Raw genomic sequence first — 26,030 nt, 5'->3', positions numbered from 1 at the left:
ATTTAAGCCTCCAAAAAATTAGTCAGAAACTTTAACAACACATTTACCAGTTAGGTTTGAAGTACCGTTTAGGACACTTTCAACGTCTTCTAGTGAGATGATGTTATCAATAATCTTTTCAACATTAACTTTACCACTTTGTAGTAGGGCAATAGCATCTTCGAATGAGTTAGGGTTGATGAATGCACCTTGGATAGTTAATTGTTTCTTGAATACTTCGTAAGTGTTCATGCTGAATTTTTGATCTGGAGCACCAACACCGAACATTAATACTTGAGCACCCTTAACAGTTGCTTCGATTGCTTGTTCTTGAGTAGCTGGTTGACCAACGGCTTCAATAACAACGTCGTATTCGGCTGGAATTTCTTCCTTAGTAGTGTTGATAACACGGTCGATGTTTAGCTTTTCTTTTTCAGCAGCTAATTTGTCATCATGACGACCAGTTAAGTCAACTTCTTTAACACCGTATGAACGTAATAATTGTGCAAAGATTAGACCCATGTAACCATCACCAATAACTAGAGCTTTTTGGTAAGGTTTGATGTTTAATAAGTCCATACCGTGAACGGCACATGAGATAGGTTCACAAGTAGCAGCTGACTTCAAGTCAACGTTGTCTGGTAACTTGTAAACAACTTGGGTTGGGGCAGTGAAGTATTCTTCTAGACCACCATTTCTAGTAACACCAACGGCTGATAGGTTGTCACATAGTTCTGGACGAGCTGTACGACAGTAGTCACACTTACCACAGTAGATGTTAGGGTCAACAGTAACACGGTCACCAACTTTAAGATCAGTAACATCTGAACCTACAGCTGAGATAACACCAGAGTTTTCGTGACCTAATACGATTGGAGGAACAGCGTCAGCTGAACCTGGTAGACCATTGTATAGTGCGTAGTCAGTACCACAGATACCAGCGTATTTTGCGTTGATAACAACTTCATTTGCCTTTGGTTCTGGCATTTCAGTGTTTTGGATTTCTAATTGTTTCTTGCCTGTTAAAACTAATGCTTTCATAATTCAAGATCCTTTCCAAATTGAATTTTAAGTATTATTTTTTATGAAGTTGTGAGTTAATTAAGACTTTCACAAACTTACAAGTATTATAATAACTCATTTTTAAAAAAATGAAAGTGTTTTGATGAAATTTAATTCTTAAGTTTATATAAAACGTACGAAAAAACGGCGTATAACGTTGATATAATAACGTTTTACGCCGTGTAAATTTTTTTATAAAAATATTCAATCAATTCAATTTTAGATTGTGTAAAACTGAACTTATTTAACTTCGTGCTTAATCAAAGCATCAGCCAAAGCGAAGTTTCCGTAGGTTGCAGAGCCGTTTCCATCAAGGGTTGGAGTTGAAATGTATTCTTCTAGGTTCTTAATGTCAATATAGCCATTTAATAGCCTAGAAAATTCCGATCTAACCTTTTTGAGAAATTTTTCACTAACTACGCCACCACCAAAAATAATCTTGGCAGGTCTGAAGGTTAGTGTTGTTTGCAATGCAGCTTGTGCTACGTAGTAGGCCATGATGTCCCAAACGTGGTTAGTTTGCGCAACTTCTTGCCCCTTCATACCAAGACGGGCTTCGAATGTAGGTCCACAGACTAGTCCTTCAAGACAGTCCTTGTGGTATGGACATATTCCATCGAAATCCAGGTCGTCTTCGTGACGTTTTAACTTCACGTGACCCATTTCTGGATGGCCCATGTCTCCTACAAATTGTCCGTTAATGATGATTCCAGCACCAACACCTGTACCTATAGTGTAATAAACCAAAGAATCTAACCTTTGGCCGCTATTTTTTAGATTAACGTATTCTCCGAACACTGATCCGTTAACGTCAGTTGTCCAATACATTGGAATATCAAATTCCTCTTTAAATACTCCCAAAAAGTTTTCATTTGACCAACCAGGCTTGGGAGTTTCGGTAATGTAACCGTACTTGGTGGAATCTTTTCTAATTTCAATTGGGCCGAATGATGAAATACTTAGTGCTGCTAAATCTTCAAATTGTTTGAAGAAGTCGATAGCCTTACTAAAGGTTTCAGCAGGGGTAGTGGTAGGAATTACCAAACTATCTAACACTTGGTAGTCAGTGTTACCCACAGCACAAACGAACTTTGTGCCTCCAGCCTCTATGCTTCCCAGTAACATAAAGTTATTGCTCCTTATTTATATCTTCTTATCTTATCTATAAATCGGTTTTAAAATGTTTTTAAAAATTTTTTATCTAAGATTTTAAGTTTTGTTTTTAATGTTTTTTAATTTTAGTTATCACTCTCTAATTATGATAAGTTTTAACAGACTAAATGTCAAAGTAAAAATGCTAATTGGTATAGTAAATATACGACATATGATAAGATTTATTATTATGAATGTTTATAAATAGAAAGGGTAATTTTAGATGAGAAGAGTACTATACATATTTCTTCTAGCCTTTATTGGCGGTATTTTGCGTGGATACTTCACGATTTTAGCTGGAGATGATCACTTTATCGCAACCATCATAATTAACTTAATTGGTGCGTTTGTCTTAGCGTTTATCACTGGTGCACTTCCTTATTTAATTGAGATATCTAATGATTTAATGACAGGACTAAGTGTTGGCTTAGTTGGTGGGTTTACCACTTTTTCAACATTTTCATTCGACAGTGTCAATTTGTTTTTAAACCACAAAATTGGTATAGGTCTTTTATACGTATTAGTGAGTCTAATCGGAGGTTTAATATTAGCTCAGATTGGAAATAAATTAGGCCAAAGCTTTGAAAATAAGGAGGATCAACTATGATTGAGAGTGTTTTAATCGTTGGTTTGGGTGCCGCAGTTGGTTCTCTAATCCGTTTTGGAGTTACCAATGGACTAAAGAAGATGTTTTCGAAAAACGCCTTTCCAGTGGCGACTTTCTTCATTAACATCACTGGATCATTTCTGTTAGGATTGGTTAATGGACAGCTACCTAAAAATACTTTTATCCTTGCTTTTTCTATCGCCGTATTAGGTGGATACACCACTTTTTCTACCTATATGAATGAAACAGTACAATTAGGTACCAGGAAAAAAGCAGTTGCATGTTTTTATTATGTATTAAGTGCTTTGATTGGAATTACCATGGCATTCTTAGGATATGTTATTTAAAACATATAAGCCATAAAGCAAAAGCTTTATGGCTTTTTATGTCTTTACTTATTAGTTAATCTTCGAAGGATAAAAGAGAGTTTGCTATATGCAAAGTCATCATGTAGCGGATCCCATGTACATTGCAGATTGTCGAATTGATCTAGTAAACTCTGCAGTCGCATCATAAGTTCGATCTTTTCAATTTTGTTGCCATCTTTGGTTTTCCATCCATTGTTAGCCCAAGATGATAGCCATCCCAATCGGATAGCTTTAGCAAGATGTTCTTCCATAATGTGAACATGAATGTGCTCGTGTTGCCATCCTTTAAATAGTAAATCGTCTAATCCATCAATTATTCCCAACATTTCAAGACGATCATCCATAAGGACATCTTGCTTAGTTGAAACATGATAAAAGGTATCGTCTTTAATGATAAGAAATACCCATACTGCAGTGCTAGTTAGTGGAGCATCTTTAATACAATCGTTATCATAGTACACGCCATTAGCGTACAGTCTAATGTTGTAATCTGCTTCATTTAATTCTGACATAAAGCATCACCTCAATTAGATAATAAATAACACCGACATAGTATCGGTGTCATTGTTCTTAAGTGTTGATAAAATAGAGAGGAGTGTTCATAAATGGTGTTATATTCATAGACTTAGGGTTTTTGTTTTATCAACAATTGAATTCTAACACCGCTAGCAAGAATTAGTTCTAAATGTTATATAAAAAAATTGATGAAAAGTTATACTTTTGTTATATAATCAAAATTGAAATTTCCTTATTATTAACATTTTGTTTTTTTATTTTATAAAAAAATATAATCAAAAAAATAAATAAAAAATGAAATATATATGGAATTTATTATTTGGGTTTTGTTGATATATCAATTTTTAGATGGTTATTTCAAAATATTAAGGTTATTAAGTTTTTAATGAGTTTGTTAAATTCCCTTAAGATATGTGGATTACAATTTGCAATGTAGATGATTATTTGTCTACATTATTTTTTTGAAAGAGATGATTTAATGCAAAATATTATTGATGTTCTTTCCTCGATGGAACCATATGAGCAAAACGTTGAGGATAATTATGAAAAATATAGAGATTATGTTGTTACACAAAAATATGTTCCAGATATAAATAATCAAAGTAATTTGATTTGTTTGGCTAATGTTATTCAAAATATTTTAAAAACTATCCAAATAAAATTGCCTGATGCCGATGATGTAAAGATATATTGTCGAAATAATATCAATGTTTTAATTTCGTTTAGTTATAAAGAGGTCCAATTTGACTTTTCTTTGAATAAAAAAAATGAAATTAGTTTTAGATCATACTCACTTCCTCTTCACAATCATCGAAGAGGTCATAAACTCTTAACAAAAGAAGTTGATTCAATTAACTCTAGTAATTTTAAAGAAATCGGATTATTTATTGGTCCTATAATAAAGTATATAAATTATCGAAATGAATTATGAATGAACACAAAAAAGAGACCTCCACAGAGGTCTCTTTTTATTTGTCTTATTATTCGTTTAATAGCCAGAAGAAGATAATGAAGATTACACCTAGTACATACATTAGTGGGTGAACTTCTTTTCCTCGTTTAGCAGCTAACATTGAGATTGGGTATACGATGAAACCTAAAGCAATACCATCTGAGATACTGTAAGTAAGTGGCATACCTAATACAATCAAGAATGATGGAGCAGCTAATTCGAACTTGTCCCAGTGAATATCACGTAGGGCGTTAGCCATTAGAATACCGATAACGATTAATGCAGGAGCAGTAACTTGATCGGTAATTACACCAAGTAGTGGTGAGAAGAATGTTCCTAGTAAGAAGAAGATACCAGTAACGATTACTGTGAAACCAGAACGACCACCCACGGCTATACCAGCTGATGATTCAACGAAGGCACCCATTGGGGATGAACCTAGTAGAGAACCACCAACCATTGCTATTGAGTCAGAACCTAGGGCACGACCGATACGTGGAATCTTGTTGTCTTTGATGAAACCAGCTTGTTTAGCCAAACCAACCAGAGTACCAGTGGTATCGAAGAAGGTAACTAATAAGAAGGTAAATACAACAATCCATAGTTGTAAAGTGTTGATATCAGTAACATGTGAAATTGCAGTTAAGAAGATTGGTTTGATACTTGGAACGCTTGAAACTACGTGAGTTGGTAAAGCGATTAATCCAGTAACCATACCTAAGACAGTAGTAGCAACCATACTAATGAAGATAGCAGCAGGAACGCGGGCACTCATTAATACAACAGTTAGGATTAAACCAAAGATGGTTAACCAAGTACTACCAACGTTAAGTGATCCAAGAGTTACTAGAGTTGATTTGTCAGCAACAACTAGGCCACCTTGGTTTAAACCAAGAAAGGCAATGAATAGGCCAATACCACCAGCAATGGCACTCTTTAAATCAGCAGGAATAGCGTCGATGATTGTTTCTCTTAGCTTGAACGCAGTTAAGATCATGAAAATAATAGCTGCTATAAATGTACCTGCTAGCGCTGTTTGCCAAGGAACCTTCATTCCCACACAGACTGAGTAGGCGAAGAAAGCATTAGTACCCAAACTGGTAGATAAAGCGATTGGGTAGTTAGCGATGATTCCCATTAAGAAACATCCAAGAGCAGTTGCAAGTGCTGTTGCAGTGAACATGGCACCCTTATCGATACCTGAAGCACTCATAACATTTGGGTTTACGAATAAAATGTAAACCATTGAAACAAAGGTAGTTAAACCAGCGATGAATTCAGTGCGATAATTAGTACCTAGTTCATCAAAATGAAAGAAATTAGCAATTCCTTTTAACATGAAACATTCTCCTTTAATGTTCGTATTTATTAATATTATACGTATATATTACCATATTTAGAACATAAGTCCAGTAAAAAGCGAACTATTTTAGACAAATTTAAACAAAAATTGACTTTTTATGATAAAAAAACTCCAATGTCGTAGTAAAATCCGAACATTGGAGTCAAAATTAATTAGATGTTTTTAAAATCGTTATCAATTTGTGCATATTCTTCGTCACTTAGTGAAACGTTTAATGCTTTAGCATTGCTTTTCACTTGTTCTGGACGCTTTGCACCTGGGATAACAACGGTAACATCTGGGTTCTTGATGTACCATGCTAATACTAATTGAGCAATAGTAATTTCATGCTTATCAGCAAGTGGCTTTAGGTTGTTAACCTTTTCAACGATCTTTTCGAAACGTTCACCGGTGAAGTCAGGGTTACCGTGTCTGATATCATTTTCAGGGAAGTCAACAACTTCTGAGTACTTACCAGTTAATAGACCAGATGCTAATGGGAAGAATGGCACGAATGAAATGTTGTTTTCACGCAAGTAATCGAACATTTCAGTTTCAGCATCACGGTGTAATAGACTGTATTGATCTTCAACAACATCGACTAAGCCGTCTTTATTAGCTTCCTTGATTTGATCTAGTGAGAAGTTTGAGACACCGATAGCCTTAATCTTACCTTCTTGCTTCATTTCGTTTAATGCAGCAACCGCTTCATCCTTTGGAGTTTGGTCATCTGGGAAGTGAATGTAGAAGATATCGATGTAGTCAGTTTGTAGACGTTTCAATGCATCATCTACTGATTTCTTTAAGAATTGTGGGTTATTGTTAATTTTAACATCGCCGTCTGATGTGTCTTGAGCGGCCTTTGTAGCAATAACGAACTTGCTTCTGTCGTATCCCTTAATGGCTTGACCAATTAGTTCTTCTGAATGACCCATACCGTATGCAAATGCAGTATCTAATAGGGTGATTCCAGAATCTAGACCGGTCTTTACGATTTGAATACCAGTTTCATCTTTTAAGTTTGGGAATAAGTTGTTACCACCAACCGCATTGGTTCCTAAACCAAGTGGGGTTGATTCTACGTTTGATTTACCAATTTTTACCATGTAAAAAGGCCTCCTCAAATTTTTTATACGTTCATATTAATTATGAACCCTAAGCGCCGATTTTTAAACCATTTGGCGTTAACTTAGGCATTAATTTTTGATAAAATAAATTTAATGAATGAAGGAGGGTTAACCATGAAGAAGGTTTTGATTATTGGTAATTTTCATCAATTAGGTCAAAAGGTCTATGATAAATTATCAAATCAATATGAAGTAAACTTACTAGATGGCATCGATTTTGAGGATGTTAGTGCATACGCCGATAATTTAGCAGGCGTAAATGTTATCTACACATTCTTGGGGCCACTTGATGTCGATCTACAAATTGGAGCGGTCATCCAAGCATTGGACCGCGTTAACCCACCACTTGACCAGTTTATTATGTTATCAACAGCCGGTATCGATAATGAATTAACCGAAGAAGTGACTTATTCAGATGTGGATAATAATAAGGAATATTTGAATCAACAAAGATACGCCGTTAAGTTGGTTGACGAATACGAAATTCCATACACCATCCTAAGACCGGTCGAAATCGTTGATGAACAAACAGGTGAATTGGACGTAATTGATGAAGGAATCTCAATGCAATACGGTCGTGTTTCTGCGGATAATGTTGCAAACACTGCCGTGAAAGTAGTAGAATATCAACAATTTATCAATCAATCCATTGGATTAATCGAAAGATAAGTGAGGTGCTTAAAATGGCATTACAATTAAACAAAGAACAATTGAAACAAATCAAACAACAACTAACTGACACTCAAAAGGAATCACACTTGGTAATCTTCAAGAGTGTTTCACCAAAGTCTGGCGGTGAAATTCACATGATTACCAACTACGGAACTTTTGAAACTCTCCAAAAACAACGTCCAGAATTAAAGATGGAAATTGTTAGAGATATCGTTCCAGTTACCGATAGTTTGGCTTACTGGGCGGTTGCACAAGACACTGCTAGTCATTTACAACCAAATGATCCAAACGCTGCTGAGGTTGCATTACAAGTGGAACAATACACTAACGATGTGTTAGCAGATAACAAGTTGCCACAAAATAAATAAAAATGTTTCACATGAAACGAAGCCACACCAATAAATGGTGTGGCTTTTTTGTATGATTCTACAAGTCGTATGTATAATGTTACAAATTCATCCAGATTTGCTTATTAAAAGGGCGATAAATGCTAGTATTATCAACAATTAAGTGGGATAAGTATAAATTATGAAAATTGGAAAGCCGAATGGAGGCATTTCTATGCATGATAAAAACAAGAAAAACGCTGATGGAACAATTCGTTCGCTAAGTAATCGCCATGTCCAAATGATTGCAATTGGCGGGACCATCGGGACAGGGTTGTTTTTAGGTTCAGGCAGTACTATTTCAAAGACTGGACCATCAGTATTATTGGTCTATTTAGTAACTGGTTGTTTATTCTTTTTGATGATGAGAGGAATCGGAGAAATGTTTTACTCTGATCCAAGTCAGCATACTTTCGTAGCGTTTATTACTAAATATATCGGTAATACTGCTGGGTACTTCACCGGATGGAGTTACTGGATTGGTTTGCTATTTGCCAGCATGGCCGAATTATCAGCAATCGCTACATATGTGAACTTTTGGTTTCCACACATTCCGGCATGGCTAATCGAAGTCGTCTTTTTAGCCGTCTTAGCCACATTGAATATCATTGCCGTTAAGGTCTTTGGTGAAGCCGAATTCTGGTTTGCCATGATTAAGGTGATTGCCATTGTTGCGTTGATTGTGACAGGGATTTTCATGGCGTTCTTCCACGCCACAACCCCAGTTGGTCACGCTTCATTTGGGAATATTTTTGATCATTTTACAATGTTTCCTCATGGGTTCTTTAATTTCTTTGCCGCATTCCCAATGGTATTTTTTGCCTTCCAAGGAATCGAATTCGTCAGCATCACGCTTGGTGAATCCAAAGATCCAAAGACAGTCGTTAAGAAGGCTGTTAATGAAACCCTATGGAGAATTTTGATTTTCTACATTGGGGCACTATCAGTAATCATGGTGGTAATTCCATGGACAAAACTATCTCCTACTAACAGTCCATTCGTTCAAGTTTTCTCAATTGCAGGATTGCCAGCAGCAGCGGCTGTAATTAACTTCGTGGTATTAACATCAGCTGCTTCTTCATTGAACAGTATCATCTTCTCAGCAGGTCGTCATTTGTACCAACTAGCTAAGGATACTCATACCGATGGATTCATTCATAAAAACCTAACTCACGTTTCTAAAAACGGGATTCCAATCGCCAGTATTGGTTTGACCGCAGCTTTAATCTTGATTAACCCAATCCTAACGGTTACTCATAGTGTTTCATTCATGTTCACTTTAGTTGCCGGTGCAACCAGTGATATGTGTATTATCGTTTATCTATTTACCATGTTTGCGCATCGTAAATACAGAAAGTCATCCGACTTCTTGGATCATGGATTTAAGATGCCTGCTTACCAATTTACAAGCCCACTAACCATTTTATTTTTCGTATTCATTTTCGTTAGTTTGTTCTTCATTCCAGGGGATGAAGTCGGAGCAATTAGTGCAGTAATTTGGACAGTTGCATTCTATGCAGGTATCGGTATAAAACGCCTTATTTCCCGTTCTAATGCATAATTGAGCGCTTTTGTATGATATTACAACCGCATTGTGACATTTGCCAAAACTCCTTTAAAGCTATTGTCATCTAGAAAAATGATGATAATATTTTCAACAATCAAAGTTAAGTTGATCAACGAATAAATCAATAAGCTTAAAAGGGGGAATCTTTATGCAAGAAAAAATCACAAAAAATGCGGATGGTACACTTCGTTCACTAAGCAACCGTCACGTTCAGATGATTGCGATTGGTGGAACCATCGGAACCGGGTTATTCCTTGGATCTGGAAGTACCATTTCAAAGACGGGACCGTCAGTAATGATAGTGTACCTAGTATTAGGATGTTTCTTCTTTTTAATGATGAGAGCAATTGGAGAAATGTTTTACGCCGATCCTTCCCAACACACTTTCGTATCATTTATCTCTAAATACCTTGGAACAACTGCTGGATACTTCACTGGTTGGAGTTACTGGTTAGGACTTTTGTTTGCCAGCATGGCTGAACTAACTGCCATTGCTACATACTTTGCCTTTTGGTTCCCAAATATTCCATCGTGGATTGTCGAAGTTGCCTTCTTGGTTGTCCTAACAGCAATTAACCTAATTGCTGCAAAACTATTTGGTGAAGCTGAATTCTGGTTTGCAATGATCAAAATTGTGGCAATTGTCGCATTGATTGTAACTGGAATTATCATGGTATTTTCACACACATCAACACCTTTGGGACACGCATCAATTAGCAATATTACTAATCATTTTACTTTATTCCCACATGGATCATTTAACTTCATCTCTGCTTTCCCAATGGTATTCTTCGCATTCCAAGGGATTGAATTCGTAAGTATCACCCTAGGTGAATCAAAGAACCCACACAAAGTTGTGAAGAAGGCTGTTAACGAAACTCTATGGAGAATTATGATCTTCTACATTGGAGCGCTAGCCGTTATCATGGCCGTTATTCCATGGACCTCAATTACTCCAGATAAGAGTCCCTTCGTTCAAGTATTTTCACTTGCTGGACTACCTGCAGCCGCTGCTATTATTAACTTCGTTGTATTAACATCAGCTGCATCTTCGCTAAACAGTATTATTTTTTCTGCTGGACGTCATTTTTACCAACTAGCTACTGAAGGACGTAAGGAATGGTTCATGAACAGACACTTTGGTAAGGTTTCTAAAAATGGAATCCCAAGTGCTGCAATTCTAATCTCGGCTGCTATAATCTTCATTACTCCAATCATGAGTGTAAGTAACAGTATTAGTTCTGTATTTACAATCGTGGCTGGATCATCAAGTGATATGTACATCATTGTTTACCTACTAACTATGATTGCTCACAGAAAGTACCGCGCATCAAACGACTTTCTAAGCGATGGTTTCAAGATGCCCGGATACGTAATTACAAGTCCTTTAACAATCTTATTCTTCTTCGTCATCTTTGCGAGTCTATTCTTTATCCCAGGTGATGTCGTTGGAGCAATGGGCGCAATTATCTGGTCAATCGTCTTCTGTGGATTGCTTTACTTAAAGGAAAGAAACTCAAAAGAATCCGCCTAAATAAAAAAGAGATAGCTAAATTTAGCTATCTCTTTTTTTCGTTTAATAGTTAATCATATCAGCTGGATTCATAATAGACTTGCCATTAAATTTATTGTGAGCCAATCCTAAAGCATGTCCTAATTCATGTTCAGCTACATGGATTTGATCATCAGTAGAGTAACGAGACTTTTCAAAAACTGTCTATTAATAATATTATTATTCCTGATAATATAGCCGTTGCTAGGATGGTATCTTATTGCATCATATCCCGCTATTGTTAGACATTTTTTAGTGGTGAATTAAGTATAGTTTGGTAGCCATTCTGAGTTGTTCACTATCTGAAACATCGTTTAGGCTCATGTTAAGTAGTTTTTCTAGCTTCTTTAATCGGTAAACGGCGGTGTTTCTGTGAATGAATAGATCGTTGGCAGCCATTGAAATCGATTGATTGTCTGCATAATAATAGGAAAGTAATTCGATTAGTTCATCTTTTTCGTCTTCCTTTAAGTTTAAAACAGGACCGAGGATGGCATCGACAAACATGTCGGCTTCTTTCTTTGGTACTAGGCTCAAGATATCTTCCACCTGTTGAGGGATGAATTTATTTGGTTTCAATATGTTTTCACGTTTAGCGACGTCTAATGCTTCATCAGCTTCGCGGAGTAACTTCTTGAATTGAATCAGTGGCTTGGCATCGTCGGTGTATCCGATTTGCGTTTTTGATTCCACAAAGTTTTCGTGGATGAACTTACTTAGTTCGTTTAATAGCGGCAACAAATTTTTCTTTGTTTTGACCAAAATGAATGGTTTGAAATGCCATGAAATCAAGATGATTGGGATTTGTAGTTTTTCAAAGTACCAGTAGATATAGTCATTAACTCGGTGCATATCTTCCTGGTGGTGTCCGGTATCAACTGAATTGATTTCGTCGATTTCAAACGCCTTATACATTGAATTGGAGTCTAGGCCATTTAGTTTCAAAGTATCTTCGAAAGCATTTTCCGGTAAATTTTGTGTCAGAATACTGTTAAATAATTCATTGCGACGTTGTCTCACTTGATTTAAATTAATGCTGACCTGCATGTTTTCTAGACTTAGTAGGTTGACCATGTTTTCAATCAATAATTGATTACTTAAATCTTTAGGCATTTTCATGGAAAATACCACAAATCTGCGGGTAAACTTATCCATCGTCTTTAGTGGATAGATACTGTACTTGTCTAAAAAGGTTACCGGTTCGGTTAGTTCGATGAGTTTTAAATCATGATTTACAGATTCGAAGAGGGATGCATCCATCTTTGCGTTGTCACTGTATGAACGAAGGCGACCGAAAACATCCATAATATATGCGTTACTATTGATTAAATTGGCAATATGGGTAAGGATTTCGTCATCGTCTTTGCTGGCTAATATGTATTTTGATATGTCTAAAGTATCATTCATGATTTTCTTTAACTGTTCAGCTTCACTATTTGATGGCATGGGCATTCCTCCTAATTTATGTTTTTATTGTGACTAATATTACCATAATAAATTAGATATTAAACAGAAGACACTCCATGCTTGTGTTATTTACGTTGATGTTCTAAAGTGATACGCTTAAGGCTAACATTAATTTTGGATTAGAGAGAGGTTATGTAAGATGAAAAAAGTAGTTCTCGTAATTGTGGCATCGATTGGTATCTTGGTAGTGGCAGTTCTTGCCTTTAACATTTACAAGCAATCTGATTTCAGTGTGCAAAATGAATATTATGGGATTGTTCAAAGTGATAAAAGTTTGAAGAAGGTTTGTAAAGAACCAGAAGTTATTAAGTTCATTCAAAAACATCGTAAAGAACATCCGAAATTTACTGATAACCAAGGGTCGGGAAAACTTTTATACTACGTTGTTACATATAAAAACAAATCTTTAACCATTGGTGTTGACGGAAGAGTCGACAGTAGCGGAACTAAAATCACCAAAATTTTTAATGATAATGATTTAGGCAAATAAACAAAAGACACTCCTAAGCGGGAGTGTCTTTTTGATCTATCTAATAAAGTTAACAATTGATTGAATAATGTGGGGAAGCTTCAAAAAGATGTTTGAAGGTTCGATATGTAATAGGGTTAAGTGAAAAGCAATTGAATTAGAAATCATTTCGGCGATTCCATGAAGTAAAGCAAAAATAAATTGCACGACAAACACTCCTATAAATTTTATTAATTTAATTCTAATTCTATTATGAAAAAATAACAAGTTAAGAAAATATAAAAAAACTCCAACCGAAGTTGGAGTTTTTCATTTGGATTAATAATTTTAATTGTCGTATTTCGAAAATTGTAGGAGTAGCGGGCAGAAATTAACCTTGGTCGTTGTGTAAACGAGGATCAGCTGGTTTAACTTCTGGGATACCACCCATAGCTTCTGGGTTTTCTTGGTAAGTGAACTTTTGACCGTCTTTAGCAACTTGGCCTTCAAATTCGCGTGAACCTTCACCATCAGAGAAGTTCATTAGAACGTGAGCGTATTCGCTGTGTTCAATATCGTGCATGTTACCAGGAACGATAACACCATATTTTTCTTCTAGTTCTTCTTGAGCCTTCATGAATTGTAGTTGATGTTGAGTTTCACGAGCTAATAGGAATTTCAACATGTCACGAACACCTTCGTCATCAGTCATGTCGTATAGACGACTAACTTGTAGACGAGCTTGTGATTCACGAACAACGTTGAAACGCATGTCAGCAACTAAGTTACCTGATGAAGTAACGTAACCAGCGTTCCATGCAGCACCATTAGGGTTGTTTAGACCAGCATTTAGACCATGAACTAATGCATGTTCTGGGTCCATACCTGAAAGTAGGGCAGCCTTAGCTGGGTCATTCTTCATTTCTTCAGTAGTCATAGTAGTTGGTGCGCCTTCTAATAGGTAACCAATCATAGTTGAAATCATTTCAACGTGACCAATTTCTTCAGTACCAGTGTCTAGTAGTAAGTCTTTGTACTTTTCGTCACCAGTTGATGACCAACCTTGTGATAGGTATGACATCATACCTGTAGTTTCACCCCATTGACCACCTAGGGCTTCTTGTAGACGACGAGCCATAATTGGATCTGGACGATCTGGCTTAGCGTTGTATTGTAATTTACGAGTATGTCTGAACATAACAGTACCTCTTTCCTTTGATGTTCAAGGCGATAGACGATTTTTAAACCCAAGTTAGAGCTTTATCCCAATAAATAAAAATCGATCCTATATTACATCATAATTGTTTTTTAGTTTCCAAAATATCCATACGTTTTGTATTAATATTTTGTGTACGATTTAATATACCACAACCAAATAATCACACCAAAGATAATGACTCGAAAAATACAAACTTTTTTCGATTAAAAAATTATCGTTTTCATAAATGCCGTCTTAATCATCTTTTTGGAGAATAATTAAATGTTTGAAAAGTCTGACACATGTTTTCACGTATTATATAATTAGACTATTAATTCATGAAAAAGGGGTAATGAAATGTCTTTACAATTTATTTTGGGAACCGCCAGCTATGATCATGAAGCAGTCATCGTTGATTCACTAAAAGAATCAATTAACAATCATCCTAATGATGAATTCTTCTATCTGGTTCCTAACCACATTAAGTTCGAATCTGAAGTGCAAGCTTTAAAAGATTTAAACACCGACAATGAACCAATCTATGCTGAAAGTAAGTTTCAGACATTTTCAATTACCCGACTTGTCTGGTATTACATGAAGAATAATCAGGAATACCAAAAGACAAGACTAAGTGATTCCGGCATTAGCATGCTGATCTACCAAATTTTAATTGATCACCAAGATGAATTGACCGTATTTAGGGGTGAGACCGGTCAACCAGGCTTTATTCAAAAATTAGCTCAACAGATTAGCGAAATGCAATCCGGACAAATTTCTGCCGACAACCTTGAAAAAATCGTCGACAATAACGACAAACTAAATGCTGGATTACGCGATAAAATGCATGATTTCATCATCATTTATCGTGCTTTTGAGGAACAAACCCAAGGAATTTATCTATATAAATCAGACGTTTTGAATTTATTCTGTCGTTTTATTGAAAATGACGAACTAGACCTATCGCATAGTCATTTCTACTTTAATGGTTTTAACCAATTTACCGCCCAAGAAGCTAAGCTAGTCGAACTACTAATCAAGCGTTCCGCCTGTGTAACTATTGGATTGAACTTAGACCGTAAATATCCAGATGAGTTACCACAGGGGCCAAACCTATTCTTCCAATCAGCCAAGTGGTATAACCGTTTTTACAACATTGCTCGTGCTAATAATGTTCCTGTGTTGGTCGATAAAATGGCCAAGAATCTTCGCGTGTCAGATGATTTACACAAACTAGATACATACTGGTCACAATCCACCGGACTAGGCGATATCGACAAGAGCGAATTAAGCAATCCTGATAGCATTCAGGTGTATCGTGCTGACAGTCCGTTTGCTGAAGTGGAAAATATCGCAGTTAAGATTCGCCAGATGGTCGCAAATGGTGGCTATAAGTATTCTGATTTCTTGATATTAACTCGTCATTTAGATAAATACCAAAATGTTATTAATCCAGTATTTAAAATGTTGAACGTTCCAGCATTTAATGATGTTAGTAAGTCAATGAAAGATCATCCATTAGTCGAATTAATTGATGCACTTTTCAGTCTAGAAAACGGCTCTCGCAAATACCAATACCAAGATGTAATGCGTTTACTAAAGACCGAATTAATGGTCCCTGGTGATGGGAATGGTAACTTTATGGATAGCGAAGAATATCGCCAGTACGTTGCCTTAACTGAGAACCTAGTATTAAAAAATGGGTATGAAGGTTCTCGTTGGACTCAAAAAGAAGACTGGCAATATGCATGGTTATCTGAAAGTGATTTTGGTGTTCAAGCAGATCGAATGCGCAACATCTCTGGGGAAATTAATGTTATTAGACATTTTATTGGAGATAACTTCCCACCATTTTTCAAAAAGCTTAGAAATGCGAAGAACGGCCAAGATGCTGCCGCCATTTTATTCCAATTTTTAGTGGATATGGGAGTAGTACGTCGATTAAAGCAATGGCGTAATGATTCCATTGATAATGATAATTTAATTGATGCTGCCCAACCGGAACAAGTTTGGCAAACTTTCACTAATTTATTGGATGACTATGTTTCGATTTTAGGTAATCGTGAATTTAACGCAGATGATTTTTTGAACTTGCTACAAAGTGGTTTTGCGGGTGCTAATTATTCGCAAATACCATCTACCCTTGATCAAGTTGCTATTTCTGAAAGTGGAATCGTTCAAATGAATAATCGTAAAGTGGTCTTCATGATGGGTGCAACCGATGAAGTAATGCCGGATAAGATTACCAATGAAGCGCTATTTAGTGACGCGGATCGCGATGATTTGCGTGACTTCTTTGACGATGACCAATATTTACGTGAGACTTCTGAAAACCAAATGGCCAACGATCCATTCCTAAACTACTTGGCATTCCTATCAGTTAGTGAAAAGTTAATCTTTTCCTACAGTTTAGGTGATAGTGATGAATCATCAGTCGCGATTTCACCATATGTTTCAAGAATTGCGGAACACTTTGGTATTGATATTCAACACATTTCCAGTCATCCAACTTCCGATGCCAAAGATGTCTATGAATACGTAGGAACATATCGTTCAACACTCCGTCATTTGGTTCAAGCAAGTCAAGATGCTAAAGTGAAGAACTCTAATTTGGCTCCAGCATGGCAATATATTTATAACAAACTAAATCAAAATCTAAATTACCGTGACTTAACTAACAAATTATTGGGTGGTTTGGATTACAACAACACACCAACTCAATTATTGCCAGAAATCGTTACTGGTTTATACGGTGATAAAATCAACACTTCCATCTCTAAGTTGGAACAATTCTACAGCAACCCATACGAATACTTCTTGCGTTATGGTTTAAAGTTAAAAGAACGTGATGTCTTTGACTTATCACCAGCAAGTACAGGTCAGTTCTATCACGAATCGATGGACCACTTAATGCGTATCGTGAATTCAGAACACATCGATTTGGAAAACTTGGACAAACAAGCAATTAACGAATTGGTTGATACTGTTGTGGCCAAGATGTTAGAAGATCCAAACGATTTCCAATACACGATTTTAAGTAGTTCTAGTCGAATGAATTATATCAAGAATCAATTGATTAAGACCGTTAAACACACAATTGAAACAATTCAAAAACAAAGCAAGTACACACCAATGCGTGCCAAAAAGACCGAAATTTCATTCGGTCAAGTTGGACATAAGGATGACTTACAACCACTTAGTTTTGAATTGCCTAAGAGCAACGAACTAACCACTGCTAAGTTAGTTAACGTCCGTGGTCGAATTGATAGAATTGATTCAATGAACGTCGACGGAAAGAATTACCTAGGAATTGTTGACTACAAGTCCAGTGAACGTAAGTTGGACTTCTCCCGTGTTTACGACGGAACTTCCATGCAAATGATGACCTACATCGATGTGTTAGCTCACAACCTAGGCATCATTGACGAAGAAGAAAAGGCTGCCTTGGCCGGTGCTGTTTACATGCACATCTACAATCCTAAGTACACAAATGATGATTTGAAGAAATCATTTGAAGAAGCAGTATTAAGCAAACAAAAATACCAAGGTATTCTGGTTAATGACGGCGAACTATTGGATAAAATTGATAAGACCATCGCAGATGACAAGTATGGTTCATCCAATGTTTATCCATTGAGAAAGAAAAAGGACGGTAGTTTCTACAAGTCCAGTCCAATCGTCCAACCAGAAGACTTGGACTTGCTGCTATCTCACAATGAGGATCTAATCAAGAAGGCTGGATTGGAAATCTTTACTGGAAATATTGATTTAAAACCTGCACGCTTTGGTCAAAATCAAGATGCGATGCAATTTACACCATATCGTTCAATTATGCAGTTTGACCCGTTATTGAATGAAAATAATTATAGGGATGTACCTAACTACTCGTTAGAAGAAGTATTAAAAATGCTAAGGGGGGACAATCAATAATGGAATATACAAAGCCACAAAAAGAAGCCGTTACAGGACATTTTGATGAAAACGTCCTTGTTTCCGCATCAGCCGGTTCTGGTAAGACCCGTGTCCTAGTTGATCGCGTCATCAACAAGTTATTAAACGACCGCGTTAACATCGATGAAATGCTAATCGTTACATTTACCAAGGCCGCTGCCAAGGAAATGCGTGACCGTATTCAAAAGGCGCTCCAACAAGAATTAAAAAAGGCAGATAACTCCGATGTTAAGGCATTTTTAGTACGTCAATTACGTCGTTTACCCGTTGCCGACATTTCAACGATGGACTCATTCTGTCAAAAAATCGTCCAAAGTTACTATTACATTATTGATTTGGACCCTAACTTTAGACTGTTGGCGGATCAAACAGAAAGCCAAATGCTAAAAGAACAGGTATGGGATTCAGTCCGTGAAGACCTATATGCTAACGATAGCGATGGCCTATTTGCGCAATTGACTGAAAACTTCTCCAATGACCGTTCTGACGATGGTCTAACCGATTTATTATTTAGAATTTACGACTACGCTAACGTAAATCGTGACCCAGTGGAATGGTTAAAGAGCACCACTAAAATTTACGATATTCAGGGCGATAATCTAGTTCATTCAGATTTTTACCAAAACAACCTTCTACCATTCATTCAAAATGATTTGACCCAGCAACGACTATCTTTTGAATCTGCTAAACGGATTGCTGACGAAAACTTGATGGAAAAAGAAGCTGCAGCGGTTCAAGTTGATATCGATCAAATCAACGGATTGTATGATATGTTACCTGACTCAGACTGGAATGATATCAAGCAATCTTTTGAAAATCTGAAGTTTAAGGCATTTCCACGTATTACCAAGGATTATGATGATATTGCCAAAGGTCTTCATGACCGTATTAAAGATATTCGTGATAATGCTAAGAAGGCGATGCAAAAATTACCGGGTAAATATTTTGCTTTAAACGAAGAAGAAAACCTTTCAGTGATGAAGGCTTCCAAGCAATTAATCGAAAAGTTAATTCAAGTGGTTTTAGTATTCACTGATAGCTATCAAAAAGCTAAATTAAAACGTCATTGCTTAGAGTTTATTGATGTGGAACATTATGCCTACGATATTTTATCTGGCTCAGATGGTGAATCTAAGGCTGTCAGAGTGAACCTACAAAACCAATATAACGAAATCATGGTTGATGAATACCAAGATAATAACCGTCTACAAGACGCGATTTTATCGACCTTGGCTAACCCAGAATATAGCAATATGTTTATGGTGGGAGACGTTAAGCAATCCATCTATCGTTTCCGTTTAGCTGATCCATCAATGTTTATTGAACGCATGGATAGTGATGATGGTCACACCATTGTTTTACCAGATAACTTCCGTTCAGCTGAAAACATTGATGATTTCATTAACCTCGTTTTCACGCAAACTATGGATAAACGAGTTGGAGAAATTGATTACACCGGGGATGCCAAACTAAAGGCTGGTGCTAAATACTATCCAGACGAATTACAATCCAATGTTGATGTAATGATTTATGAAAGTAAAGACGATGAAGAAGAACCTATAGATGATCAATTCCAAGTTCAAGATAGTGCACATGGTCAAGTTGAAATGGTCGCACAAAAGATTAATGAAATGATTGAAAAGAAGTTACCAGTATTCGATCGTGATAAACAAGTGATGCGTCCAATTCAATATGCCGATATCTCTATTATTTCTTCGACTAGAAATAACAACTTAATCATTTCCGATATCTTTGGTTCATACAACATTCCGGTATTAATCAATGGGGCACAAAGTTACTTCAAGACCACCGAAATTCAAATTATGATGTCGATGTTATCAATCATTGATAATCCATATCAAGACATTCCATTAGTTGCAGTATTGCGTTCTCCAATGGTGGGCCTAAATGAAAACCAATTGGCATACTTGAGAATTAACCAAAAAACAGGTGATTACTTCAATGCAGTAATTAACTTCTACGACAATTATGAAAATATGGATCACTCAGAATTTGGTGACCAAGTCTTCTCACGTGTGAAGACATTCGTCGAACAATTAAAACATTTTAGAGACGTTGCCCAACAACATGCCATAGTTGATTTAATCTGGGATATCTATGAAACCACTGGATTCTTGGATTACGTTGGTGGAATGCCGGCTGGAAAACAACGCCAAGCTAACTTACATGCTTTATACGAACGTGCATATGATTACGAACAAACTAGTTTTAAGGGATTATTCCAATTTGTACGTTTCGTGCGTCGCATGCAAGAAAGAAACGAGGACTTAGACGAAGCCAATGCTGATGATAATCAAGACGCAGTTTCAGTAATGACTATTCATGGTAGTAAAGGATTGGAATTTCCGGTTGTATTCTTGATGGATGCCTCACATGGTTTCAATAGACAAGATAGTAATAAGGCATATATCTTAAATGATCATCTAGGATTAGGGATTACTTACACAGACCCAGAGACCAGAATTAAACAAGATTCATTGCAACGCCAAGTGGTTGGTGCAATTGAAAATCAAGGATTATTAGCTGAGGAAATGCGAAAGTTATATGTTGCACTAACCCGTGCTGAACAACAACTATTCATTGTTGGTGCCAGCAAGAATGAAAACGACAGAACCAAGGTCATCGATGCATGGAACAAGGCTGCTAGTGGTGACACCTTGCTAGTCGATGCTGCTTTAAGAAGTGGTGCCAAAAGTTATTTAGATTGGATAGGACCAGCTTTGGTCCGTCATCCAAAATTTAGAAACAAATTTGGCGATGATGTCTCATATACAGGTCTTAATGAAGATCAAACTAATTTTGATGTCGAATTTGTGAATGCTAATGATTTATCACAACATAGCCCATCTGGAGATAGTGCTGAAAATGCGCAATGGTTGAGCCATATTGTTCAAAGTGCCAAGAAATTGGTACCAAAAGACATCGATGTTGATGATGTGGATCAAGTATTGGATTATACTTACTCAAATGACGTTGCGACTCATACAACTGCATATCAATCAGTTTCAGAGATTAAACGACTATTTGAAGATCCAGATAGCATTGAATTGGGTAATTATGATGAAAATTGGCAGAACAATAATAAGAAAAAGAATATGTATGTAAGCACTCATTTTGCAGTTCCTAAGTTCATGCAATCAGTGGTTAAACCAACTCCTGCAGAGGTCGGAACAGCCACTCATTTGTTGCTACAAGAAGTACGATTGGACCATAAACCTGAAGTAGGTGATGTGGTAGGGATGCTACAACGCTTAGTTGCAGACAAGGTAGTTACTCCGGAAATTGCTGAACTCGTTCAAACCAATGAGGTAATCAATGTTTTTGAAAGTGAGTTAGGACTACAAATGCTAGCGCATCACGATCGTATTCATCGTGAGGCACCATTTTCAATGTTAATGGATGCTAATTTAGTATTCTCAGGATTTGATGAAAAATCAACAGAAAAAATTTTGATACATGGAATTATTGATGGATATATTGAATTAGATGACCAAGTCATCCTATTTGATTACAAGACAGACTATGTTCCATCTGATAACGATAAAAATATTCAAAGAGTTATCAAACGATACCGTGGACAAATTAATTTATATGCCAAGGCGTTAGAAAATATCTTGCATAAACCAGTTACTGATAAGTTTATCTATTTACTATCAATTAATAAACCAGTCAAAATTAAATAAAAAACACCCCTGAACATAATTGCTCAGGGGTATTTTTTATTTATTATTTAAAGCTGATTTAATACGTTTGAAGAAGCTGCCTTCTTCACTATTTAACATGAATAGTTTGTAAACATTTGAGAACTTGTAAGTCACAAAGGCGATGAAGAAAATCGCAATTAATAGTGAAATGATTCCTTCGAACAAGTTTGCATTATGATTAATTAATCTAATTGGCATTAAGAATGATGAGAACAATGGGATGTATGATCCAACTTGTGAAAAGATTGAGTCGGAAGAGCCATTATTAACAAAATTAAATGAAAGCACGAAGATAAATAAAATTAAGAATACAAGTGGTTGAGCTGACTTAGAAGCTCCTTCAACGTTGGCGGAAAGAGAACCACAAATCGCTGCGAGAACGATTGAGATTACAAAACCAATGAAGATGAATAGTATGTTAATGCTGAAAATATTACCAACAAACGTACTGATTAATACGTGTTGGGATGTGAATAGTGAGTTAAAGAATGGATCCATGTTCAAGATGAAGTATGCGACCACTCCAACACCCGTGTAAATTACCATTTGAGTTGCCATCAAGGCAATCACAGCACCGACCTTACCACTGAAGTATGTGCTAGGTGAGACACTACTGAAGATAACTTCTGAAATCTTGGTGCCTTTCTCCTTGGCGATAGTTGTAGACATGATTGAAGCGTAAATAATGGTAAAGAAGTAGGAAATAAACATTAATACATAGATGGATGCAGTATTAGCACTGGATGTTTGTTCAGTTTTTTGCTTCTTTTCCTTATCAGTGATTGATGACTTAAACGCTGGTTTTACAGATAGTTGCTTGTATTGTTCATTAGTGACATTACTGTTTTTAACGTTAATTTCAGATTGTTTTTGGTTCACAATCGCTAATAAGTCAGTCTTAACGTCGCTATCTAAAGAGCTACTTCCGACAAAGTTAACCTTGTATTGGTTGTTTTCCTTGGAAACCTTGATGTAACCATCAATATTGTCCTTTTTAAGTTCCTTTTTGGCGGTACTTTCGGATTTAATGCTGGTATCAATAGAATCTTTGTCCTTAGACACTAGTTCACTTTTAACGCTTGAATCACCGACGATAGCGACTTGGTAATTATCAAAATTGTTGGTTGATCCTGCGACTAATACACCGATTCCAGCACTAATTAAAACTGAAATGATTGGTGTAATTAGTAGTGCGATGAAACTCTTGGACTTTAGGTGAAGCAGGTAGTTTCTCATGAAGACAATATTGAACTTATGCATGATTAGCCACCGCCTTTTCTCTAAAGATTTCATCTAGTGTAGGTGGTTGTTGGCTGAATTCTTCAATGTATTCACCACGACTCACTGCTTTAAAGAGAGCCTTACCATATTCTTCATCACTAAGGGTGATTTTATAACGATTATGACCACGGTCAACAACCTCACTGACACCATCAAGTGCAGCTAGTTCATTTACGGACATGTCAGTTGTTACAAAGACGTGCTTTTTACCGAATTGGTTTCTGATTTCATCAACGCTACCGTTTAGGACAACGTTTCCGTTTCTAAGCATGACGACGTGATCACAAAGTTCTTCAACGTTGTTCATGTCGTGACTTGAGAAGATGATTGCAGCACCATTTTCCTTAGTTCTGATGATTTCTTTCTTTAAAAGGTCAGCGTTAACAGGGTCCAAACCGCTAAATGGTTCATCTAAAATTACCAACTTTGGTTCATGAATTAAGGTACAGATTAGTTGGACTTTTTGTTGGTTACCTTTAGATAGTGATTTTATTTTATCCTTTGTTTCGCCCTTAACTTCGAAACGTTGTAACCATGAATTAATGCGTTCCTTGACCCAATTTTTATCGCGGCCTTTTAGTTCTGCAAAATATGTAATTTGATTTTCAATGGTTAGGTCTTCAAATAGACTGCGTTCTTCTGGAAGGTATCCCACTTCATTGAAGTCCTTGACTGTGATTTCATGATTATCTAGTGTAATTTTTCCATCAAATTCAATAAAATGAAGAATGCTGTGGAAGGTTGTTGATTTACCAGCACCATTTTGCCCAATTAGACCTAATATTTGGCCATCCTTGGCTTCAAATGAAACGTTATTTAAGGCTTGGACTTTAGAAAATGATTTCGAAACGTTGTCAATTTTTAAGATAAGATCATCTCCTTATTATTAATTAGGCTAATAATATCATAATGATATTCAAATTCAAATTTAATTTTATATTGATAAAAATAGACAATAAGTACAAATGACAATAGAGAAATTTAGGTGTGAAGGGGATAAAATGGTTATATGATATTGTGATTATTTGAACAATCTTATCTTGTTTTCTAATGAAAATTAGATGGTTTCTATAAAAAAACATATGGTAAATTAATTATTTTATAGCGTTAAATGCCTTGAAAGCCTTTATTTACACTGCTACAATCAAGGTGTAAACGTTAGTAGTATCTAAATTAAAGGAGGGCGTTTTTGATGGTTGAAGTTGATGAAATGATTAACAATTTAGTAGATAATGCGCATAGTGCGCTAAGTGATTTAGAAACTTTTGATCAATCACAGGTAGACTCAATTGTAGATGCAATGGTTCAAGCTGGATTGGATAATAGTTCGGAATTAGCAAAGTTAGCTCATGAAGAAACTGGTCGTGGAAATACTCATGATAAGACAATGAAGAACATTTTTGCTAGTGGCCAGGTCGGTAATTTCATTAAAAATCATAAAACTGTTGGAATTATTGATGAAAATGATGAAGCCAAGACAGTTACAATTGCAGAACCATTAGGGGTATTAGCTGGAGTGACTCCAGTTACCAACCCTACTTCAACAACTTTATTTAAGGCCATCATTGCGATGAAGACTAGGAATCCAATTATTTTTAGCTTCCATCCTCAAGCAATGAAGTCTTCAATGAAAGCCGCTGAAGTTGTATTAGACGCAGCAGTTAAGGCTGGGGCTCCAATGAATTCAATTCAATGGATTAGCGAACCAAGTATTCAAGCAACGAATACTTTGATTAAGCACCCAGGTGTTGCAACGATTTTGGCAACAGGTGGTCCAGCCATGGTTAAAGCTGCATATTCAAGTGGTAAACCTGCACTAGGTGTAGGACCAGGAAATGCACCTTTATATGTTGAAAAGTCCGCTGATTTAGATGCAGCAGTTAAAGATATCGTATTATCAAAGACATTTGATAATGGTATGATTTGTGCAACCGAAAATAGTTTGGTAATTGATTCAGAAATATATGATGACATGAAGAAACGTTTAAGTGATGCAGGAGTGTTCTTTATCGACGAATCCGATCAAGATAAGCTAGCTCAAACTATGTTTAACCCTGAAACGGGTGGTGTTAATGGACCAATCGCTGGTCGTTCAGCAAAGCAAATTGCTGATATGGCTGGGATTGAAGTTCCAGAAGATACTAAGGTATTGGCCGCTGAATTAAACGAAGTTGGGATTGACCACTTACTTTCAGGTGAAAAACTTTCACCAGTTGTTTCTGTATACAAGGTTGACGATTTAAATCATGCTTATAATACTCTTGAATCTATCCTAAATTATGGAGGTTTAGGTCATACCGCTGGAATTAGATCAACTAATTCAGATTTGATTACCCAATTTGGCTTAAAGATGAAGGCATGCCGAATCCTAGTCAATACTCCTTGCTGTCTAGGAGGAGTCGGTAGCATCGTTAACGGATTGGAACCATCATTAACTTTAGGTACTGGTTCATGGGGCTTTAACTCAATTTCACATAACGTTACTGACTCTGATTTACTAAACCTTAAGAAAATTGCTTACCCACGAGAAAATAGTGACTTCACAGAACTTATCAAAAAATATATGTAATAAAAAAAGACTAGGCAAAGGAACTGCAACTATTATTTTGAACAAATAAATAAAAGCAGCTTTCTAACTATTTAATTGGGCAACTGATTTTCTGTATTCTACAGGGGATTGG

21 protein-coding genes and 1 pseudogene are annotated in these 26,030 nt (G+C 36.3%); 11 read left to right on the top strand and 11 right to left on the bottom strand.

The window, feature by feature from the left end; translation table 11 throughout:
• Positions 1-18 precede the first annotated feature (18 nt).
• Both RZ79_RS06830 and scrK read right to left on the bottom strand, forming a co-directional pair.
• Positions 19-1,020, bottom strand: coding sequence for a zinc-dependent alcohol dehydrogenase family protein (locus tag RZ79_RS06830; RefSeq protein ID WP_034532357.1), 1,002 nt, complete (start codon positions 1,018-1,020; stop codon positions 19-21).
• Positions 1,021-1,281: 261 nt separating this feature from the next.
• Complete coding sequence (gene scrK, locus RZ79_RS06825; RefSeq protein ID WP_054450887.1) at positions 1,282-2,166, bottom strand: fructokinase ScrK; 885 nt, start codon at positions 2,164-2,166, stop codon at positions 1,282-1,284.
• 250 nt (positions 2,167-2,416) lie between these two features.
• On the opposite strand from scrK, the gene RZ79_RS06820 reads away from it, so the two are divergent.
• Both RZ79_RS06820 and RZ79_RS06815 read left to right on the top strand, forming a co-directional pair.
• The gene (locus RZ79_RS06820) at positions 2,417-2,800 is read left to right on the top strand and encodes a fluoride efflux transporter FluC (RefSeq protein WP_054450884.1); all 384 of its coding nucleotides are present in this window, start codon (positions 2,417-2,419) and stop codon (positions 2,798-2,800) included.
• On the top strand, positions 2,797-3,147 hold the full coding sequence (locus tag RZ79_RS06815; protein ID WP_054450881.1) for a fluoride efflux transporter FluC: 351 nt from the start codon (positions 2,797-2,799) through the stop codon (positions 3,145-3,147). The genes RZ79_RS06820 and RZ79_RS06815 overlap by 4 nt, the downstream gene beginning before the upstream one ends.
• Before the next feature lie 44 nt (positions 3,148-3,191).
• Here the strand turns inward: RZ79_RS06815 and RZ79_RS06810 are convergent, their stop codons facing one another.
• Positions 3,192-3,680: a hypothetical protein gene (locus RZ79_RS06810; RefSeq protein WP_054450878.1), complete on the bottom strand. Its 489-nt coding sequence runs from the start codon at positions 3,678-3,680 to the stop codon at positions 3,192-3,194.
• Between the two features lie 482 nt (positions 3,681-4,162).
• On the opposite strand from RZ79_RS06810, the gene RZ79_RS06805 reads away from it, so the two are divergent.
• Entirely contained in the window at positions 4,163-4,615 is a 453-nt protein-coding gene (locus RZ79_RS06805) for a hypothetical protein (protein WP_054450876.1), read from the top strand.
• A 49-nt stretch (positions 4,616-4,664) separates the two neighbouring features.
• On the opposite strand, the gene RZ79_RS06800 is transcribed toward RZ79_RS06805, so the two are convergent.
• Entirely contained in the window at positions 4,665-5,975 is a 1,311-nt protein-coding gene (locus RZ79_RS06800; protein WP_054450872.1) for an NCS2 family permease, read from the bottom strand.
• 176 nt (positions 5,976-6,151) lie between these two features.
• A complete protein-coding gene (locus RZ79_RS06795; protein WP_054450870.1) occupies positions 6,152-7,084 on the bottom strand; it encodes an aldo/keto reductase in 933 nt (310 codons plus the stop codon).
• A 135-nt stretch (positions 7,085-7,219) separates the two neighbouring features.
• Between RZ79_RS06795 and RZ79_RS06790 the strand changes: the two genes are divergently transcribed.
• The 4 genes from RZ79_RS06790 (at position 7,220) to RZ79_RS06775 (ending at position 11,264) form a co-directional block, all read left to right on the top strand.
• Positions 7,220-7,774 (top strand): SDR family oxidoreductase, encoded by a 555-nt coding sequence (locus tag RZ79_RS06790; RefSeq protein ID WP_054450867.1) that lies wholly within the window; start codon positions 7,220-7,222, stop codon positions 7,772-7,774.
• Between the two features lie 14 nt (positions 7,775-7,788).
• Positions 7,789-8,145, top strand: coding sequence for a hypothetical protein (locus RZ79_RS06785; RefSeq protein ID WP_034532328.1), 357 nt, complete (start codon positions 7,789-7,791; stop codon positions 8,143-8,145).
• Between the two features lie 193 nt (positions 8,146-8,338).
• A complete protein-coding gene (locus RZ79_RS06780) occupies positions 8,339-9,724 on the top strand; it encodes an amino acid permease (RefSeq protein WP_054450865.1) in 1,386 nt (461 codons plus the stop codon).
• A 154-nt stretch (positions 9,725-9,878) separates the two neighbouring features.
• Positions 9,879-11,264, top strand: a complete 1,386-nt coding sequence (locus tag RZ79_RS06775; protein ID WP_054450863.1) for an amino acid permease — start codon at positions 9,879-9,881, stop codon at positions 11,262-11,264.
• A gap of 42 nt (positions 11,265-11,306) precedes the next feature.
• Here the strand turns inward: RZ79_RS06775 and RZ79_RS07360 are convergent.
• Together RZ79_RS07360 and RZ79_RS06770 are read right to left on the bottom strand one after the other, a co-directional pair.
• Positions 11,307-11,420 (bottom strand): annotated as a pseudogene (locus tag RZ79_RS07360) (matrixin family metalloprotease); the annotation flags it as partial.
• Between the two features lie 114 nt (positions 11,421-11,534).
• Positions 11,535-12,728: a PucR family transcriptional regulator gene (locus RZ79_RS06770; RefSeq protein ID WP_054450861.1), complete on the bottom strand. Its 1,194-nt coding sequence runs from the start codon at positions 12,726-12,728 to the stop codon at positions 11,535-11,537.
• A gap of 160 nt (positions 12,729-12,888) precedes the next feature.
• Here RZ79_RS06770 and RZ79_RS06765 point away from each other — a divergent pair, with 160 nt between their 5' ends.
• The gene (locus tag RZ79_RS06765) at positions 12,889-13,239 is read left to right on the top strand and encodes a hypothetical protein (protein ID WP_054450859.1); all 351 of its coding nucleotides are present in this window, start codon (positions 12,889-12,891) and stop codon (positions 13,237-13,239) included.
• 36 nt (positions 13,240-13,275) lie between these two features.
• Here RZ79_RS06765 and RZ79_RS07240 read toward each other — a convergent pair whose 3' ends face one another.
• On the bottom strand, positions 13,276-13,425 hold the full coding sequence (locus RZ79_RS07240; protein WP_155443317.1) for a hypothetical protein: 150 nt from the start codon (positions 13,423-13,425) through the stop codon (positions 13,276-13,278).
• A gap of 163 nt (positions 13,426-13,588) precedes the next feature.
• Complete coding sequence (locus tag RZ79_RS06760; protein ID WP_053795941.1) at positions 13,589-14,395, bottom strand: manganese catalase; 807 nt, start codon at positions 14,393-14,395, stop codon at positions 13,589-13,591.
• Positions 14,396-14,752: 357 nt separating this feature from the next.
• Between RZ79_RS06760 and RZ79_RS06755 the strand changes: the two genes are divergently transcribed.
• Positions 14,753-18,322 carry a PD-(D/E)XK nuclease family protein gene (locus RZ79_RS06755; protein WP_054450857.1) on the top strand — a complete coding sequence of 1,190 codons (3,570 nt, stop codon included), beginning with the start codon at positions 14,753-14,755 and terminating at the stop codon, positions 18,320-18,322.
• Positions 18,322-22,047: a helicase-exonuclease AddAB subunit AddA gene (gene addA / locus RZ79_RS06750; protein ID WP_054450855.1), complete on the top strand. Its 3,726-nt coding sequence runs from the start codon at positions 18,322-18,324 to the stop codon at positions 22,045-22,047. The genes RZ79_RS06755 and addA overlap by 1 nt, the downstream gene beginning before the upstream one ends.
• Positions 22,048-22,083: 36 nt before the next feature.
• Here addA and RZ79_RS06745 read toward each other — a convergent pair whose 3' ends face one another.
• Positions 22,084-23,328 (bottom strand): ABC transporter permease, encoded by a 1,245-nt coding sequence (locus tag RZ79_RS06745; protein ID WP_054450853.1) that lies wholly within the window; start codon positions 23,326-23,328, stop codon positions 22,084-22,086.
• Entirely contained in the window at positions 23,321-24,217 is an 897-nt protein-coding gene (locus RZ79_RS06740) for an ABC transporter ATP-binding protein (RefSeq protein WP_054450851.1), read from the bottom strand. Before RZ79_RS06740 ends, RZ79_RS06745 begins: the two co-directional genes overlap by 8 nt.
• Before the next feature lie 324 nt (positions 24,218-24,541).
• On the opposite strand from RZ79_RS06740, the gene RZ79_RS06735 reads away from it, so the two are divergent.
• A complete protein-coding gene (locus RZ79_RS06735) occupies positions 24,542-25,918 on the top strand; it encodes an aldehyde dehydrogenase family protein (protein ID WP_054450849.1) in 1,377 nt (458 codons plus the stop codon).
• Positions 25,919-26,030 lie beyond the last annotated feature (112 nt).

Source organism: Apilactobacillus kunkeei DSM 12361 = ATCC 700308 (genome assembly GCF_001281265.1).
GTDB lineage: Bacteria > Bacillota > Bacilli > Lactobacillales > Lactobacillaceae > Apilactobacillus > Apilactobacillus kunkeei.
Note: the sequence above shows the minus strand (reverse complement) of the source record. Positions and strands in the feature narration are given on the sequence as shown.

What these genes read in the sequence shown, in the direction of transcription:
- RZ79_RS06830 (WP_034532357.1), bottom strand. Translation starts at nt 1,020, where the DNA reads ATGAAAGCATTAGTTTTAACAGGCAAGAAACAATTAGAAATCCAAAAC.
- scrK (WP_054450887.1), bottom strand. Translation starts at nt 2,166, where the DNA reads ATGTTACTGGGAAGCATAGAGGCTGGAGGCACAAAGTTCGTTTGTGCT.
- RZ79_RS06820 (WP_054450884.1), top strand. Translation starts at nt 2,417, where the DNA reads ATGAGAAGAGTACTATACATATTTCTTCTAGCCTTTATTGGCGGTATT.
- RZ79_RS06815 (WP_054450881.1), top strand. Translation starts at nt 2,797, where the DNA reads ATGATTGAGAGTGTTTTAATCGTTGGTTTGGGTGCCGCAGTTGGTTCT.
- RZ79_RS06810 (WP_054450878.1), bottom strand. Translation starts at nt 3,680, where the DNA reads ATGTCAGAATTAAATGAAGCAGATTACAACATTAGACTGTACGCTAAT.
- RZ79_RS06805 (WP_054450876.1), top strand. Translation starts at nt 4,163, where the DNA reads ATGCAAAATATTATTGATGTTCTTTCCTCGATGGAACCATATGAGCAA.
- RZ79_RS06800 (WP_054450872.1), bottom strand. Translation starts at nt 5,975, where the DNA reads ATGTTAAAAGGAATTGCTAATTTCTTTCATTTTGATGAACTAGGTACT.
- RZ79_RS06795 (WP_054450870.1), bottom strand. Translation starts at nt 7,084, where the DNA reads ATGGTAAAAATTGGTAAATCAAACGTAGAATCAACCCCACTTGGTTTA.
- RZ79_RS06790 (WP_054450867.1), top strand. Translation starts at nt 7,220, where the DNA reads ATGAAGAAGGTTTTGATTATTGGTAATTTTCATCAATTAGGTCAAAAG.
- RZ79_RS06785 (WP_034532328.1), top strand. Translation starts at nt 7,789, where the DNA reads ATGGCATTACAATTAAACAAAGAACAATTGAAACAAATCAAACAACAA.
- RZ79_RS06780 (WP_054450865.1), top strand. Translation starts at nt 8,339, where the DNA reads ATGCATGATAAAAACAAGAAAAACGCTGATGGAACAATTCGTTCGCTA.
- RZ79_RS06775 (WP_054450863.1), top strand. Translation starts at nt 9,879, where the DNA reads ATGCAAGAAAAAATCACAAAAAATGCGGATGGTACACTTCGTTCACTA.
- RZ79_RS06770 (WP_054450861.1), bottom strand. Translation starts at nt 12,728, where the DNA reads ATGCCATCAAATAGTGAAGCTGAACAGTTAAAGAAAATCATGAATGAT.
- RZ79_RS06765 (WP_054450859.1), top strand. Translation starts at nt 12,889, where the DNA reads ATGAAAAAAGTAGTTCTCGTAATTGTGGCATCGATTGGTATCTTGGTA.
- RZ79_RS06760 (WP_053795941.1), bottom strand. Translation starts at nt 14,395, where the DNA reads ATGTTCAGACATACTCGTAAATTACAATACAACGCTAAGCCAGATCGT.
- RZ79_RS06755 (WP_054450857.1), top strand. Translation starts at nt 14,753, where the DNA reads ATGTCTTTACAATTTATTTTGGGAACCGCCAGCTATGATCATGAAGCA.
- addA (WP_054450855.1), top strand. Translation starts at nt 18,322, where the DNA reads ATGGAATATACAAAGCCACAAAAAGAAGCCGTTACAGGACATTTTGAT.
- RZ79_RS06745 (WP_054450853.1), bottom strand. Translation starts at nt 23,328, where the DNA reads ATGCATAAGTTCAATATTGTCTTCATGAGAAACTACCTGCTTCACCTA.
- RZ79_RS06735 (WP_054450849.1), top strand. Translation starts at nt 24,542, where the DNA reads ATGGTTGAAGTTGATGAAATGATTAACAATTTAGTAGATAATGCGCAT.